This is a genomic window from Pseudomonas sp. LBUM1640 (genome assembly GCF_059716225.1).
This window is the reverse complement of the sequence record NZ_CP166816.1, coordinates 6507842-6523289: the sequence shown is the minus strand read 5'-3', so window position 1 is coordinate 6523289 and position 15448 is coordinate 6507842. Positions and strand designations below refer to the sequence as shown.

The 15448-nt window shown below is 61.6% G+C and carries 13 protein-coding genes; 9 read left to right on the top strand and 4 right to left on the bottom strand.

Features of this window, described 5'->3' with window-relative positions; genetic code table 11:
- Positions 1 to 53 precede the first annotated feature (53 nt).
- From ACA065_RS29075 to ACA065_RS29060, 4 genes are read left to right on the top strand one after another with little or no spacing between them, the layout of a single operon-like run.
- Positions 54 to 1184 (top strand): TIGR03364 family FAD-dependent oxidoreductase, encoded by a 1131-nt coding sequence (locus ACA065_RS29075; RefSeq protein ID WP_497692543.1) that lies wholly within the window; start codon positions 54 to 56, stop codon positions 1182 to 1184.
- Positions 1181 to 1774: a phosphonate degradation HD-domain oxygenase gene (locus tag ACA065_RS29070; protein ID WP_497692542.1), complete on the top strand. Its 594-nt coding sequence runs from the start codon at positions 1181 to 1183 to the stop codon at positions 1772 to 1774. Before ACA065_RS29075 ends, ACA065_RS29070 begins: the two co-directional genes overlap by 4 nt.
- A 59-nt stretch (positions 1775 to 1833) precedes the next feature.
- Positions 1834 to 2370, top strand: coding sequence for a hypothetical protein (locus ACA065_RS29065; protein WP_497692541.1), 537 nt, complete (start codon positions 1834 to 1836; stop codon positions 2368 to 2370).
- Positions 2371 to 2418: 48 nt separating this feature from the next.
- A complete protein-coding gene (locus ACA065_RS29060; RefSeq protein ID WP_497692540.1) occupies positions 2419 to 2994 on the top strand; it encodes a hypothetical protein in 576 nt (191 codons plus the stop codon).
- A 50-nt stretch (positions 2995 to 3044) separates the two neighbouring features.
- On the opposite strand, the gene ACA065_RS29055 is transcribed toward ACA065_RS29060, so the two are convergent.
- Together ACA065_RS29055 and ACA065_RS29050 are read right to left on the bottom strand one after the other, a co-directional pair.
- On the bottom strand, positions 3045 to 4412 hold the full coding sequence (locus ACA065_RS29055) for a DUF3482 domain-containing protein (RefSeq protein ID WP_497692539.1): 1368 nt from the start codon (positions 4410 to 4412) through the stop codon (positions 3045 to 3047).
- Positions 4405 to 5784, bottom strand: coding sequence for a DUF2868 domain-containing protein (locus ACA065_RS29050; protein WP_497692538.1), 1380 nt, complete (start codon positions 5782 to 5784; stop codon positions 4405 to 4407). The genes ACA065_RS29055 and ACA065_RS29050 overlap by 8 nt, the downstream gene beginning before the upstream one ends.
- Positions 5785 to 5853: 69 nt before the next feature.
- On the opposite strand from ACA065_RS29050, the gene ACA065_RS29045 reads away from it, so the two are divergent.
- The gene (locus ACA065_RS29045; protein WP_497692537.1) at positions 5854 to 6366 is read left to right on the top strand and encodes a dihydrofolate reductase; all 513 of its coding nucleotides are present in this window, start codon (positions 5854 to 5856) and stop codon (positions 6364 to 6366) included.
- Positions 6367 to 6469: 103 nt separating this feature from the next.
- Here ACA065_RS29045 and ACA065_RS29040 read toward each other — a convergent pair whose 3' ends face one another.
- On the bottom strand, positions 6470 to 7861 hold the full coding sequence (locus ACA065_RS29040) for an L-cystine transporter (RefSeq protein ID WP_497692536.1): 1392 nt from the start codon (positions 7859 to 7861) through the stop codon (positions 6470 to 6472).
- A 241-nt stretch (positions 7862 to 8102) separates the two neighbouring features.
- On the opposite strand from ACA065_RS29040, the gene ACA065_RS29035 reads away from it, so the two are divergent.
- The 4 genes from ACA065_RS29035 (at position 8103) to ACA065_RS29020 (ending at position 13453) form a co-directional block, all read left to right on the top strand.
- Positions 8103 to 9161, top strand: coding sequence for an HAD family hydrolase (locus ACA065_RS29035; protein ID WP_497692535.1), 1059 nt, complete (start codon positions 8103 to 8105; stop codon positions 9159 to 9161).
- A gap of 241 nt (positions 9162 to 9402) precedes the next feature.
- Positions 9403 to 9936: an RNA polymerase sigma factor gene (locus tag ACA065_RS29030; RefSeq protein ID WP_497692534.1), complete on the top strand. Its 534-nt coding sequence runs from the start codon at positions 9403 to 9405 to the stop codon at positions 9934 to 9936.
- Positions 9933 to 10874 (top strand): FecR family protein, encoded by a 942-nt coding sequence (locus ACA065_RS29025; RefSeq protein WP_497692533.1) that lies wholly within the window; start codon positions 9933 to 9935, stop codon positions 10872 to 10874. The genes ACA065_RS29030 and ACA065_RS29025 overlap by 4 nt, the downstream gene beginning before the upstream one ends.
- A 131-nt stretch (positions 10875 to 11005) precedes the next feature.
- A complete protein-coding gene (locus tag ACA065_RS29020; RefSeq protein WP_497692532.1) occupies positions 11006 to 13453 on the top strand; it encodes a TonB-dependent siderophore receptor in 2448 nt (815 codons plus the stop codon).
- Positions 13454 to 13569: 116 nt separating this feature from the next.
- On the opposite strand, the gene ilvD is transcribed toward ACA065_RS29020, so the two are convergent.
- The gene (gene ilvD / locus ACA065_RS29015; protein WP_497692531.1) at positions 13570 to 15411 is read right to left on the bottom strand and encodes a dihydroxy-acid dehydratase; all 1842 of its coding nucleotides are present in this window, start codon (positions 15409 to 15411) and stop codon (positions 13570 to 13572) included.
- Between the last annotated feature and the right edge of the window lie 37 nt (positions 15412 to 15448).

Sequence of the window (15448 nt, the reverse complement as noted above, 5' to 3'; positions counted from 1 at the left end):
GCAAAGCGTCACCGGATGCATTCCCACGCGGAGCGTGGGAACGAGAGGAACGCATGAGTAGTGATCTCTTAGTCATCGGCGCCGGTATCCTCGGCCTGTCCCACGCCTACGCCGCCGCCAAACGCGGCCTCAAGGTCAAGGTGTTCGAGCGCAGTGCCACGCCACTCGGCGCCTCAGTGCGCAACTTTGGCCAGGCACTGGTCACCGGCCAACCCCCGGGGCCGATGCTCGACCTGGCTCAGGAAAGCCGCGATATCTGGGGGCACTGGGCGCAGGTGGCGGGGCTGCAGCTCAAGCGCAATGGCTCGTATCTGTTCGCCCGCACCGAAGCCGAAGAGCATTTGCTGGAAGCTTTTTGCGCCGGTCGCGCCCACGAATACGGCTACAACGTCGACTTGCTGCAAGGCGCGGCGATGAGGGATTTATATGGCGGCCAGTTCCGTCATCACCGTGCGGCGCTGCATGGCAAGGACGATCAACAGCTGTATTCGCGCGAAGCGATCCCGGCGCTGATCAACTACCTGCGCAGTGAGCTGAAGGTGGAGTTTCACTTTTCCACCCTGGTACGCGATGTCGAACCGGGTCAGTTGCACAGCACGGCGGGCAGCTTTCGTGGCGAGCAGATCATTGTTTGCTCTGGCCATGATTACCAAACCCTGCTGGCTGAATCGATTGGCGAACTCAACCCGAGCATCTGCCGCCTGCAAATGCTGCGCGCCCGGCCCGCGATCAATTTGAACCTGCAACACGCGTTGCTCACGGGCTTGAGTTGCGTGCATTACGGCGCTTTTGCCGACCTGCCGGAAGCCGCGCCAGTGCAGGCGCAGATCCTGCGCGACGCCCCGCACTTGCAGGAGCACGGCATTCACTTGCTGATCAGCCCGACGCCCCATGGCGAACTGATTATCGGCGACTCACACGACTACGGCAGCGATGCCTCGCCGTTCAACGCCGAGCAGGTCGATGACTGGTTGATCGAACTGGCCGAGCAGACCTTGGGCTGCAAAATCCAGGTGATGGAGCGCTGGCAGGGCGTGTATGGCTCACGTGGGCCGGGGCCGTTTTCATTCCTGCGCGCGGTCCCAGGTGTGAGCGCGGCATTGATGCACAGCGGCGTCGGCATGAGCGTGGGCCCTGCCATGGCCGAGCGAAATATCAGCGCATTGTGGGGCGCGCAGGCATGAACCCGGAACAGGCGATTGCCGAAATCTTCGGCTTGTACGAGCAGCACGGCACGGCCGATTACATCGGCGAGCCGGTGTCGCAGATCGAGCATATGTCCCAGGCCGCACAACTGGCTATGTCTGAAGGCTTTGACGATGAGGTGGTGCTCGCGGCGTTTTTCCACGACATCGGCCATCTCTGCGGCCAGGGCGGCGAAAACATGGGCGGTTATGGTGTGGTCAGCCATGAGCGGCTCGGCGCGGATTATTTGCGCCGCGCAGGCTTCAGCGAACGCATGGCCAAGCTCGTGGAGTATCACGTGCAAGCCAAGCGCTACCTGACGTTCAGCCAGCCGGACTATTACGCCCGGTTGAGCGAAGCCAGCCGTCGCACCTTGGGTTACCAGGGCGGCGCCATGACCGCCGAAGAAGCCGGCGCTTTCGAGCAAGACCCGCTCTGCCAGGTCAGCCTGCGCATGCGTCACTGGGATGAGCAGGCCAAGCAAATGCACGTGCCGGTGCTTGACCTTGAGCGATTGAAAACAATGGCACACCGACTGCTGATAGCCGCCAGCGTGGTTTCATACGCTCAGCCCGGAAGCGGCGGCTAGCGAGGTTTTCGTCCGAGTCATTACTCTCATGCGACTTCAGCCACGCAAGAGAGCATGTGATGCATTACTTGAAAGCCACTGCGCAGGATCGCAGCGGTAACGGAAAGGCCGATATGGTTGTCCTGCAGTTTTTCGAGCAGGTCCCCAACGAACCTGACGAAATGGTTCATGAGGCGGTCGCCATCGACATTACTGCTGATGGTGCCGCCGATATTCTGCTGCCTGGTGATATCAATCGCGACGGTTTTAAATCGGCGGAAGATAAATCACTGCTCAAGTGTTTTGCCGACATCTATTTGAAATTGAACTGGTTCAACGCCGGAGAAACCTGGCGTCGGTATATGACCATGCACGTCGCGCACACCGCCAAAAACGGTGTTCCAAATGCCATCAAACTCAGTTTTTACGAGTGCTGTACGTCGCGGGGAAAACGCACGCTGGTCTACACCGCCTCAGGCTATGACGGCGACAGCGATGGGGTGTTGGAGTCGTTCACCAGCAGCGACCTTGACCGCAATGGCATTGCCGACCATCACGACAAACTCGCCATAAAGGCCTTGTGCAACACCTTCCTGGCGTTCGACTGGGCGGCATGACCATTGGCTGTCGTTAACGTAATGGCCGCCACTACAAGGGACAAATAAATGCGTTATTTAAAGGTTTTCGCACAGGATCGTACGGGAGATGGCCGTGCAGATACGGTGCTGCTTCAGTTCTACGAAGGCGCCGCTGGCACGCAAGACAGTTTGGTCAATCAGGCCGTGGCCTACGACTTTTCAGCCGACGGCAAAGTCGACTACAGCAGAGGGGATGTGACGAACGACGGGCAGGAAAACCGCCTGGATAGAGGGTTGCTCGATAAGTTTGCGACGGCCTACTTGACGCTTAACTGGTTTAACCCTGGGACTGCTTCAAGTCGCTACATGAAAATGTTTGCCGAAGACTTCTACAAAGACGGCACGCCCGACACCGTGCGCCTGCACGTGCAGGAGGTGGTGGGCATCATCGAACCGGCCACTCTGATCGCCTGGAATGCCGCGTATGACTTTGATAACGATGGGAAACTTGAATGGAACATTCATTTCGATATCAACCATGACGGTGTGATAGACGACGTTGACCAGCGCTTGGTCCAGCAGTTGGCCGAGCTCTATCTGAAGTTCAATTGGCACGCGCCCGAAGCCTTTGAGGTCAAAGTCATTGATATTCCGGCTGCTTAGCGAGCCTGTCCTCGTGTCGTCGTTTCTGACTTATCAACGGGCACTCACCGTCACTCACCATTGAGCTCCTGCGCCAGTGCTTGAATCTGCTCCTGGCGCTCGGTCTGGCTCAGCTTGGACTGTGGGTTGAGAGACGACCAGTGCGGGTGGGCGCGGGCTTTGCCCAGGGCATCGGGCAACTTGCCTTCGCGCCAGGTTTTGTCCTGGGGCGTGTCGACCTTGATGCTGTGCATCGCCGCGTGGCCGCGCAGGTTCAGGGCCTTGAGCAACTGGCGTTGGCGCAAGGCAAGCAGGCGCAGCACGCTGTCGTCGACGGTCAGCTCGCGTTGGCCCTTGATCTTGCCCAGCAGGCGGCTGCCGTAGCTGCGCGCCGTTTGCAGCGCGCCACCGGCAATCGCACCGGCAATCGCGGCGGCACCGAGGGTCAGGCCACCGACCAACAGGTCCACACCCGCACCGGCTGCCGCGCCTGCGGCAATCCCACCACCGACGCGCACGCCGAGTTGCTTGAGGGTTTCGGGGTTGAACAGGTCGTCACCCCAACGTCCGTCGAGCAACGGCAAGTCGCTGGCGGCGGCGTCCTGTGGGCGGAAGCCGAACAGTTTGAGCAAGGCTTCCACACACTTCTGTTCGCGCTGGCGCACGGCCGTGCGCAAGTCGCTGATGGCTTGCTGCTCATGCTCCGTGACCACGCTGCGCCGGCACGCGGCGCAGTCGATCAACAGCTCGGCGATTAACCGCGCGGCGCTTTGCTGGCGAGCCTGGCGTTGGGCTTCCTGATCGAGGATCAGCCGCTCCAACTGCGGGCGCGCGTTTTCCAGCAGCAGGGCCAAGCTTTCATAGAGCCGACGCTCGCCGTCTTCCGGTGGCGCCACGCTGTCGAAACGCACCAGCGCATGCAAGCCGAGCCGCGCCAGGGCTTCGCGCCAGTCGGGCTCGCGGTGGTCACTGCTGCTGACAAAGTTGAGCACCGGCAGCAACGGTTTGCCGCAACTGGCCAGCACTTGCAGCTCGTCGCGGTACTTGGCCAGCACCGGTTCGCGGGCGTCGATCACATACAGGCCGGCGTCCGAGGCCAGTAACTGGCGCAGCACTTTGGCTTCCTGTTCGAAACGCTGGCGTGCTTCGCTGCCTTCCAAAAAACGCGCCAGGCGGGCCGGGCCGTCGAGGCGTTCGCCGGGGCGGTCCAGGCGTTCCAGGTAATCGAGCAGGGCGATGGCGTCTTCCAGGCCGGGCGTGTCGTACAGCTCGAGCAAGGCTTCGCCATCCACTGACAGGCGCGCGCCTTCTACATGCCGCGTGGTGCTGGGGCGATGGGAAACTTCGCCGAAGCCGACGTCACGGGTCAGCGTGCGCAGCAGCGACGTCTTGCCGACATTGGTGTGGCCGACCACGGCGAGTTTCAGTGGTTTAGTCATGACCGGTCTCCAGCCACGTGAGCGGCGCGCAATCGGCGAAGGGCACTTCAAGTTGTTGCAGCGCGGCGTGCCAGTCGCCCAGGCGTTCGGCGTCCAGTGCCTGGCCGGGCGGGGCTTGCAGCAGCCACACGCGGGTGGCGGTTGCGCTGCGCGCCAGCTCGGCGATCAGCGCCAGGCTGCCACGGTCGGGCGAGCGGCGTGGGTCGCAGGCGATGGCCAGGCGCGCGGGCGGGAAGCGGGTGAGTTGTTCCAGCAGTTTGTTGCGCGATTCGCGGCTGTCGAGGATGCCGGCATTCTTGACGCTGGCCGGCAGTTTGGGGGGCCAGGCGTGTTGGTCGTCCAGTTCGATGGCCACCAGCAGGGCACCGTCGCTCTCCAATTCGCTGACGCCGCCGCTGACCTGGTGTAACTGTTCGGGGGCGGCATCGTTGACGCCAAGCCGTTCGCTGCTCGGCATCAGGCGTTCGCGCAACTGGCTGTAGCCGGGCAGGTTGAGGTCCAGGCGCAGGGCGGCGCGCCCGCGTTTCCAGTGCCACAGGCACAGCAGCGCGAGGATCAACCGCGGCAGCAGGCCGTAGACCAGCAGCACGCCCACCAGCCAGGCGGCCCAGGCTTGCCGTGCGCTTTCGATATTCAGCGCGGAGTCGCCGCTGGCGCGAATCATCTCGACGGTCGGCACGTTAAAACCCAGCAGCGCGGGCAGGCTGCCGAGGGCTTGGGTCACCGCGACGAACGTGTCGGCGCCAAGGATGGTGGTTTCCCACACAAAGCCATAGCGCCGGGTGGCGAGCAAGGTCAGCAAAATCAGCATGGCGCTGAGCAACGCCAGTAGCCACAGGCTGTTGACCAGCACACCCACCGCCCAGCGATTGAGTTTCTGGCGTTGCAGCAACAGCAGCAACGCCGGCGCCAGTTGCGCGGCTTTGGCATCGCGGGCGAGTTTTTCACTCAGCCATAACCACAGGCGGCCGAGGCTGGCGCTGTGTTCGCCGGCAAACAGCAGGCCCAGGGCCCAGCTGATTAACAGGATCAGGTTCAAGCCGAGCAGGCTGCCCAGGGCCCAGAACACGTTGACCGGAGTCAAACCGTTGCCCAGTGCGGCAAACGCCAGACCGGCGCCACTGATCACCGCGACCACGGCCAACAGCACCAGCGCCAAGCGGGCACCTTGCAGCCAGCGGGTGAGGGCGGCGCTCAGGCCATCGCGTTCGGCCAAGTGCAGGGCGCGCTGTTGAATGCGCGTCGGCAAGTCGCCACCGGCCGTGCGGGCCAGGCGGTTGGCTTCCAGGTCTTCCAGGGGACCTGCGTGTTCTTCACGCAGGCGCACGGTTTCCGTCAGCCAGAGTTTGTGCAGGGGGTTCAGTGCAGTCACGCGCCGTCCTGTTGAGCAAGTGAGGTTGGAGCATAACCGCTAGGTCGCGGCTCTGGTATTCTCGTCGGCATGAAAAAAACTCTCCCTTTAAGCCTGATCGCAGCCCTCGGTGAAAACCGTGTGATCGGCGTCGACAACAGCATGCCCTGGCATTTGCCGGGGGATTTCAAATATTTCAAGGCCACCACGCTCGGCAAGCCGATCATCATGGGGCGCAAGACCTGGGATTCCCTGGGCCGACCGTTGCCGGGGCGCTTGAACATTGTGGTCAGCCGTCAGACCGATCTTGAGCTTGAAGGTGCGCTGGTATTTCCGTCACTCGATGCGGCGGTCGAAAGGGCTGAGGCCTGGGCGCTGGAGCAGGGCGTGGATGAGCTGATGCTGATCGGCGGTGCGCAGCTGTATGCGCAGGGGCTGGAACAGGCGGATCGCCTGTATCTGACGCGGGTGGCGTTGAGCCCGGAAGGGGATGCGTGGTTTCCCGAGTTTGATTTGAACCAGTGGAAGCTGGTCTCGAATGTCGAGAATGCGGCTGAGGGTGATAAGCCGGCGTACAACTTCGAAGTCTGGGAAAAAGCCTAAAAGCTTCGCGAGCAAGCCCGCTCCCACATTTGACCGAGTTTCAACATGAGAATGTCAAAATGTGGGAGCGGGCTTGCTCGCGAAGGCGGTCTAACAGGCGCTGCTAAACCTGCGCTAACTCAGCATGCTCATCGGCATTCAACAGCGCTTTATCCGTCTGCCCCATGATCTGGCTGGTAATCGCACCCGCCGTCATCGAACCGTTCACGTTCAGCGCCGTACGGCCCATGTCGATCAGCGGCTCTACCGAAATCAGCAGCGCCACCAGTGACACCGGCAAGCCCATCGCCGGCAGCACGATCAGCGCGGCAAAGGTCGCACCGCCGCCAACACCGGCCACACCGGCCGAACTCAAGGTCACAATCGCCACCAACGTCGCGATCCACAGTGGGTCGAGCGGGTTGATGCCCACGGTCGGGGCAACCATCACCGCCAGCATGGCCGGGTAGAGACCGGCGCAACCGTTCTGGCCGATGGTGGCGCCAAACGAGGCAGCGAAACCGGCGATGGATTGCGGGATGCCCAGGCGGCGGGTCTGCGCCTCAATGCTCAACGGGATGGCGGCTGCGCTGGAGCGGCTGGTGAAGGCAAACGTCAGCACCGGCCACACCTTGCGGAAGAAGCGCAGCGGGTTGACCCCGGCCAGCGACAGCAGCAGGCCATGCACCACAAACATCAGGCCCAGCGCCAAGTACGACACCACCACAAAACTGCCGAGCTTGATGATGTCTTGCAGGTTGGAACCGGCGACCACTTTGGTCATCAGCGCCAGCACGCCGTACGGCGTCAGCTTCATCACCAGGCGCACCAGGCGCATCACCCAGGCTTGCAGGGTGTCGATGGCGTTGAGCACTTTCTGGCCTTTTTCTACGTCGTCCTTGAGCAGTTGCAGCGCGGCAACCCCCAGGAACGCAGCAAAAATCACCACACTGATGATCGACGTCGGCTTGGCGCGTGCCAGGTCGGCGAATGGGTTGGCCGGCACGAACGACAGCAGCAGCTGCGGGATATTCAGGTCGGCGACCTTGCCTGCGTAATCACTCTGGATCACTTGCAGGCGCGCCATTTCCTGGGTGCCGGCCACCAGGCCTTCGGCGGTGAGGCCGAACAGGTTGGTCAGGCCGATACCGATCAGCGCCGCAATCGCCGTGGTGAATAGCAGCGTGCCGATGGTCAGGAAGCTGATTTTGCCCAGGGACGAGGCGTTATGCAGGCGCGCCACGGCACTGAGGATCGAGGCGAACACCAGCGGGATCACGATCATTTGCAGCAGTTGCACATAGCCGTTGCCGACCAAGTCGAACCAGCTGATCGAGGCCTTGAGCACCGGGTTACCATCGCCATAAATAGTGTGCAACGCCGCGCCAAACAGCACGCCAAGCACCAGTGCAAACAGGACCTTCTTAGCGAGGCTCCAGTTTGTATGACGCGTTTGTGCCAGGCCCAGCAACAGGGCCACGAACACCAGTAAGTTGAGAATCAGGGGCAGATTCATTGAAGCTCCGTTGAGAAGGCAGCCAATCGCGTGAGCCTGCGATTGCGAACCGGGAAGCCTAACAGCTTGAAATATATTGATTTAATACCGATATGGAATGTTGACTGTCGTTTTTGGAATAAGCATTTGGCGCTCAGGCGCATGGCATTGGCGCAATCACGACGCACGCGGTCGCGCTCGGGTGATGACTGTCACACAGATTTGTTAGCGTCGATGTCTTTCACTCAGGGAGAAAACGCTTATGAAGCTCGCGCCAACCTTACTTGCCGCCGCCTTCTGCTTCGGCCTGGCCGGCCAGGCATTTGCCGCCACCGAGTTGAAGCATTGGCCGGCGCCTGCCGCCGAGCAACTGAACAAGATGATCGCGGCGAATGCCAACAAGGGCAATTTCGCGGTCTTCGACATGGACAACACCAGCTACCGCTACGACCTCGAAGAGTCCTTGCTGCCGTACCTGGAAAACAAGGGCCTGATCACCCGCGACACCATGGACCCGTCCCTGAAGCTGATCCCGTTCAAGGACACCGCCGACCACAAGGAAAGCCTGTTCAGCTATTACTACCGCCTCTGTGAAGTCGACGACATGGTCTGCTACCCGTGGGTCGCGCAGATTTTCTCCGGCTTCACCCTCAAGGAACTCAAGGGCTACGTCGACGAGATGATGGCGTCGGGCAAGCCGGTGCCGGTCACCTATTACGAAGGTGACGTGGTCAAGACCATGGAAGTGCAGCCGCCGAAAGTCTTCACCGGCCAGGCTGAACTGTTCAACAAGCTGATGGAAAACGGCATCGAGGTCTACGTAATGACCGCCGCATCGGAGGAGTTGGTGCGCATGGTCGCTGCCGATCCGAAGTACGGCTACAACGTCAAACCCGAAAACGTCATCGGCGTGAGCACCCTGCTCAAGGACCGCAAGACCGGCGAACTGACCACCGCGCGTAAACAGATCGCCGCCGGTAAATATGACGAGAAGGCTAACCTCGGCCTGGAACTCACCCCGTACCTGTGGACCCCGGCGACCTGGATGGCCGGTAAGCACGCGGCGATCCTGACCTATATCGACGAGTGGAAAAAACCGGTGATCGTCGGCGGTGATACACCGACCAGCGACGGCTACATGCTGTTCCACGATGTGGACGTGGCCAAGGGCGGCATCCACCTGTGGATCAACCGCAAGGACAAATACATGACCCAACTCAACGGCATGATGGCCAAACACGCGGCCGCACAAGCCAAGGAGGGGTTGCCGGTGACGGCGGACAAGAACTGGGTGATCGTTAAGCCAGAGGAGATTCAGTAAGACCGAGGCGCCTGCCTTCGCGAGCAAGCCCGCTCCCACAGTCGACCGCATTTTCATATTGGAACTCGGTCAAGTGTGGGAGCGGGCTTGCTCGCGAAGGCGGTCTCAAGAACACCCCAGGGCCTCAGCAAAATAGATATCAATTGCGAACCAATCTCATCCTCTGTTAGCGTGCGCACTTCCTGAACATCCTGTTCTTCTCAAGCCGCTCTTCTCAAGCCGCTCTTCTCAAGGTGGTGCCGTGCTCTCCTGGAATTCGCAGATCGCGCGCCTGTTCGCGGAGCAGAAGAAAGCCCTCGAAGCCTTCGTCACCCGTCGCACCGGCAGCGCCCAGGTGGCCGCCGACCTGACCCAGGAATCATTCCTGCGCCTGGCTCGGCTGGACTCCGGCGAGAAGATCGACAACCTTCCGGCCTTCCTCTTCACCATCGCCAGCAACCTGGTGCGTGACCACCAGCGCCAGGCCATCCGCCGCGAGCGCCTGGATGCCGGCGAACCCAGTGAAGAGCTGCCCTGCAGCAACCCCGGTGCCGACGAACAGTTGGCCGCTTACCAGCGAGAGCAATTGATGCAGGACGCGATCCTGGCGCTGCCCGAAGCGACTCGGCAGATCTTCCTGCTTTATCATGTCGACGAACTTTCCTACCGCGAGATTGGCGAACGCCTGTCGATCAGCCCGCGCAGTGTGGAATACCAATTGCGTCGCGCCTTGATTGAATGCCGCGCCTACATCAAGACGCGGCTTGCCTGCGATGAACAAGGACGTCGGTCATGACCGCCAGCGCCGATGAGTTGTTTGAAGAAGCATCCGGCTGGTATTTCCGCCTGCATGCTGAGGACGTAACCGCCGCCGAGATGGACGCCTTTGCCGCTTGGCTGGGGCAGGGCAATGCCCAGGATGAAGCCTGGCAGGAAGTGCAGGCAATGCTCGGCGGGCTGCGCACACCTGCGCGGGTGATTCGCCGCGCCGAACAGGCGGCCTGGCGCAAACCCGCGCGGCGTTGGGCCTGTGCCGCCGCCGTGTTGCTGGCAGTGGGCCTGACCCTGCACAACACGCCTTGGCTTGACCGGCTGCGCGCGGACTACGCCACCGGCACCGGCGAGTCGCGCAGTATCGAGCTGGCTGATGGCTCGCACCTGCAACTCAACACCGACAGCGCAGTGCAGATCCGCATGAGCGCAGGCGAGCGCCAGGTTCGCTTGCTGCGCGGCGAAGGTTTCTTCGAGGTCACCAAAGACCCGGCGCGGCCTTTTGTGGTGCAGTCCGGCGATGGCTGGGTGAAGGTCGTGGGCACGCAATTCAGCGTGGCGCGGCGCGATGCGCAAACCCGTGTGCAGGTAGCACAAGGCAAGGTGCAGGTCAGCGCCGGCAGCGGTACACCGGTGTACCTGGAGCCGGGGCGGGCGGTGGAGTATCAAGGCCAGCAATTGGCCGATGTGCACGCTTTCGACCCGGCCAGCGGCTTTGCCTGGCGTCAGCGCCAATTGGTATTTCGCCAGCAGCCGCTGTCGGACGTGGTCAACGAGCTGAACCGCTATTGGCCCGGCAAGACGCTGGTAGTGGGCGACACACTGCGCAATCGCGTGGTCTCCGGCGTTTTCGAAATCGACAAACCCGACGCCGTGATCAAGGCGCTGGAATACACCCTCAACCTGCGTGCCGAGCATTACACCCCGTATTTGCTGGTGCTGCGCGAAGGCGAAGCGTCCTAAGCGTAACTTTTTCAAAAACTTTTCAGGGTTTCCCGGTAAGCGTTCGTCCTTGATCACTGAGGCGTAAATAGTAAGCACTCTCAAGTAGTGCGGCGCCGATCACAGACTTTTTGCACCGGGGAGCACCATCCATGGCACACCGATTCGCCGCGCGGCCCTTGCTGGCACTGGCCATTTCCATGGCGTGCGGCACTGCGCCGCTGTACTTGCAGGCCGCCGAGACTACACAGGCCCAGACCTACCGTTTCGATATCCCAGGGCAAAGCCTGGACGCTGCGTTGGCGGCGTTTTCGGCGGTGACGCGGGTTCAGGTGTTGGTGTCGGGTGAGTTGACTCAAGGCGTGGTGTCGCCGGGTGTGCGTGGCAACCTCGGGCAGCGCGAAGCGTTGGGCCAACTGCTCGGCGGTACGGGGTTGAGCGGGGCGTTTATCAACGCCGATACCGTGACCCTGGAAAAACGCGTGGCAACCGGCGGTGCGCTGGAAGTGGGCGCCACCACCATCAGTGCCGAACACCTGGGGGCGACCACCGAGGGCAGCGGCTCCTACACCACCGGCGCGGTGACTATCGGCAAGGGTGAACAGAGGCTCAAGGACATCCCGCAATCGGTCAGCGTGATGACCCGCAAGCAAATGGATGACCAGAACACCACCAAACTCTCCGAAGTGGTCAAGCGCACGCCTGGCCTGACCGCAACCAAATCCCCCGGCCCTGGCATGTTTATCTTCTCCCGGGGTTTCGAGGTGGGCACCCTGCAATACGACGGCGTGCCTATCCCGCGTAACACCTACGCGCTGGGCAGCTACCTCACCGAAAACATGGCGATCTACGACCGCGTCGAAACCCTGCGCGGGCCCGCCGCGTTGCTGCAAGGCGCAGACAGCCCCGGTGGCGCCATAAACCTGGTGCGCAAGCGCGGTCAGCAGGCGCCCACGGTGACCATCACCGCCAAGGCCGGCTCCTGGGACCACTACGGCACCCAGGTGGACGCTGGCGGCCCGCTTAACGCTGAAGGCACGTTGCGCGGCCGGTTTGTGGCGGATTACGACACCACGAATTCTTTCGTCGACTATGCCGGCAGCTGGAATCAGACGGTCTACGCCGCAGTGGACTACGACTTCACCCCCGACACCACGGTGGGCGTGGGCATCAGCAACCAGAAAGGCCATTCGCGGCCCAACTTCATGTCGCTGCCGCGTTACGCCAACGGCAACAATATCGGCTTACCGCGCTCTACCTTCGTCGGCGCCAGCTGGAACCGCAGCGTCAACAACCAGACCCAGGTGTTTGCCGACATCGAGCATCGCTTCAACGATGACTGGAAAGTAAAAGCCGCCCTGGTGGCCATGGATGAACACAACGACGCCACCTACCAGGCAACGTGGGATGCCATCCCCAACCCCGGCACCACCGGCAACGTGCGCTATGTGGACTGGGTGACCGACTTCAACAACAAGAGCCGGGGCGTGGATGTCTACGTCAACGGCAAGTTCGAGACCCTCGGCTTCCAGCAGGAACTGGTGCTGGGGGCCAACTACTCCAAGCTCACCACCCACGACCTGTACGCCCGCGATGCCACCGACGGCGCAGACATTTTCAACATCGACCATAACCGCCCGCAGCGCGACAAGTACCAGCTGTTCCAGGACGGTTCCGGCTCAAAGAACTGGTATGACGTCCGCCAGAAAGGCATCTACGGTACCTGGCGCGTCAAGGTGCTGGACCCGCTGACACTGATCCTCGGCGCGCGCACCAGTTGGTACGACTTTTCCTATACCGACCAGAGCGGTTTCCAGGGCGTATATGACGACCCGACCCGCAGCACCACGCAAACCACCGGCCGGGTGACCCCGTACGCCGGCCTGGTGTATGAGCTCAACGAACAGTGGTCGGCGTACGCCAGCTATGCCGATGCGTTCGAGCCCCAGACCAGCCTGACCACCTCCGGCTCCCTGCTCAAGCCCATCGAAGGCAAGAACTATGAGTTGGGCCTCAAGGGCGAACTGGCCGATGGCCGCCTGAATACGTCCTTTGCGATTTTCCGTTACGACCAGGAAAACCGCGCCGTGCAGGACCTGCAAGGGCCGATGAACTGTGGCGGCTGGTACTGCTCGGTGGCCTCGGGCAAGGTCCGCAGCCAGGGCTTTGAAGCCACGTTGAGCGGTGAAGTGCTGCCAGGTTTGCAACTGGCCTCGAGCTATACCTACAACACCACCAAATTTCTCAAGGACAACACCTACGAAGGCAAGGTCTTCAGCACCTGGACCCCCAAGCACCTGCTCAAGGTCTGGGGCGATTACCAGTTACCGGGCGACTGGCAGAAAGTCAGCCTCGGCGCCGGCGTGACTGCGCAAAGCAGCACCGAAGCCTACGATCGCAACTTCAGCGTGCCCGGCAATGCGCTGTGGGATTCGCGGGTGGCCTACAAGATCAATCAGGAATTCACGGTGGCGGCGAACCTGAACAACCTGTTCGACAAGAAGTACTACATTCCCGCGTACAACGCGACGTGGGGCAGTAACTACTATGGCGACCCGCGCAATGTGATGTTTACCATGACCTACACACCGCAATTCTAAGCCCTGCACACAAAACCTGTGGGAGCCAGCTCCCACAGTTGATCTTCAGTGTTCTAAAGGTTTTATGCAGGCAAAAAAATGCCCCGCACGTGGCGGGGCATTTTTATGCGCGGGGCTTACAGGCCGTCGAGCATGGCTTTGTTACGCACGGCGCCCTTGTCGGCACTGGTGGCCAGCAAGGCGTAAGCCTTCAACGCGGTGGTGACTTTGCGCGGACGCTTTTCCACCGGCTTCCAGCCTTTCTTGTCCTGCTCGACGCGGCGCGCGGCCAGCTCTTCGTCGCTGATCAACAGGTTGATCGAGCGGTTCGGAATGTCGATCAGCACTTTGTCGCCGTCCTGCACCAGACCAATTGCGCCACCGGCAGCGGCTTCCGGCGAAGCGTGGCCGATGGACAGGCCCGAAGTACCGCCCGAGAAGCGGCCGTCGGTCAACAAGGCGCAGGCTTTGCCCAGGCCTTTGGATTTCAGGTACGACGTGGGGTAGAGCATCTCTTGCATGCCCGGGCCGCCTTTCGGGCCTTCGTAGCGGATGATGACGATGTCGCCTTCTTTCACTTCGTCGGCAAGGATGCCGCGTACCGAGCTGTCCTGGCTTTCGTAGATCTTGGCGCGGCCTTCGAACACATGGATCGACTCATCCACACCGGCGGTTTTCACCACGCAGCCGTCCAGCGCGATGTTGCCGTACAGCACGGCCAGGCCGCCTTCCTGCGAGTAGGCATGCTCGACACTGCGGATGCAGCCGTTTTCACGGTCGTCGTCCAGGGTGTCCCAACGGGTCGACTGGCTGAACGCGGTTTGCGTCGGGATGCCGGCCGGGCCTGCCTTGAAGAAGTGATGCACCGCTTCGTCGTCAGTTTGGGTGATGTCCCACTTGGCGATGCCTTCGGCCAGGGATTTGCTGTGCACGGTCGGCAGATCGGTGTGCAACAGGCCGCCACGGGCCAGGGAACCGAGGATCGAGAAGATCCCGCCGGCGCGGTGCACGTCTTCCATGTGGTACTTCTGGATGTTCGGCGCGACTTTGCACAGTTGCGGCACGTGGCGGGACAGACGGTCGATGTCGCGCAGGTCGAAGTCGATCTCGGCTTCTTGCGCGGCGGCCAGCAAGTGCAGGATGGTGTTGGTGGAACCGCCCATGGCGATGTCCAGGGTCATGGCGTTTTCGAACGCCTTGAAGTTGGCGATGTTGCGCGGCAACACCGACTCATCGTTCTCGGTGTAGTAACGCTTGCACAGCTCGACGATGGTGCGGCCGGCCTGCAGGAACAGCTGCTCGCGGTCGCTGTGGGTGGCCAGCGTGGAACCGTTGCCCGGCAACGCGAGACCTAAGGCTTCCACCAGGCAGTTCATCGAGTTGGCGGTGAACATGCCGGAGCACGAACCGCAGGTCGGGCAGGCGCTGCGCTCGTATTCCGCAACCTTCTCGTCAGAAGCGCTGGAATCGGCGGCGATGACCATGGCGTCGACCAGGTCGAGGCCGTGGGAAGCGAGTTTGGTCTTGCCGGCTTCCATCGGGCCGCCGGACACGAAGATCACCGGGATGTTCAGGCGCAGGGAGGCCATCAGCATGCCGGGGGTGATCTTGTCGCAGTTGGAAATGCACACGATGGCGTCGGCACAGTGGGCGTTGACCATGTACTCCACGGAGTCGGCGATGATCTCGCGGCTCGGCAGGGAATACAGCATGCCGTCATGGCCCATGGCGATGCCGTCATCCACGGCGATGGTGTTGAATTCTTTGGCAACGCCACCGGCGCGTTCGATCTCGCGGGCGACCAGTTGGCCCAGGTCCTTGAGGTGGACGTGGCCCGGTACGAATTGGGTGAACGAGTTGGCAATCGCGATGATCGGCTTCTTGAAGTCGTCATCTTTCATCCCCGTGGCACGCCACAGTGCGCGGGCGCCGGCCATGTTGCGGCCGTGGGTGGATGTTTTCGAGCGGTAATCTGGCATGGAGCACTCCGGGCGGCTAATCAGGTACTAATCAGGT

What these genes read in the sequence shown, in the direction of transcription:
- ACA065_RS29075 (WP_497692543.1), top strand. Translation starts at nt 54, where the DNA reads ATGAGTAGTGATCTCTTAGTCATCGGCGCCGGTATCCTCGGCCTGTCC.
- ACA065_RS29070 (WP_497692542.1), top strand. Translation starts at nt 1,181, where the DNA reads ATGAACCCGGAACAGGCGATTGCCGAAATCTTCGGCTTGTACGAGCAG.
- ACA065_RS29065 (WP_497692541.1), top strand. Translation starts at nt 1,834, where the DNA reads ATGCATTACTTGAAAGCCACTGCGCAGGATCGCAGCGGTAACGGAAAG.
- ACA065_RS29060 (WP_497692540.1), top strand. Translation starts at nt 2,419, where the DNA reads ATGCGTTATTTAAAGGTTTTCGCACAGGATCGTACGGGAGATGGCCGT.
- ACA065_RS29055 (WP_497692539.1), bottom strand. Translation starts at nt 4,412, where the DNA reads ATGACTAAACCACTGAAACTCGCCGTGGTCGGCCACACCAATGTCGGC.
- ACA065_RS29045 (WP_497692537.1), top strand. Translation starts at nt 5,854, where the DNA reads ATGAAAAAAACTCTCCCTTTAAGCCTGATCGCAGCCCTCGGTGAAAAC.
- ACA065_RS29040 (WP_497692536.1), bottom strand. Translation starts at nt 7,861, where the DNA reads ATGAATCTGCCCCTGATTCTCAACTTACTGGTGTTCGTGGCCCTGTTG.
- ACA065_RS29035 (WP_497692535.1), top strand. Translation starts at nt 8,103, where the DNA reads ATGAAGCTCGCGCCAACCTTACTTGCCGCCGCCTTCTGCTTCGGCCTG.
- ACA065_RS29025 (WP_497692533.1), top strand. Translation starts at nt 9,933, where the DNA reads ATGACCGCCAGCGCCGATGAGTTGTTTGAAGAAGCATCCGGCTGGTAT.
- ACA065_RS29020 (WP_497692532.1), top strand. Translation starts at nt 11,006, where the DNA reads ATGGCACACCGATTCGCCGCGCGGCCCTTGCTGGCACTGGCCATTTCC.
- ilvD (WP_497692531.1), bottom strand. Translation starts at nt 15,411, where the DNA reads ATGCCAGATTACCGCTCGAAAACATCCACCCACGGCCGCAACATGGCC.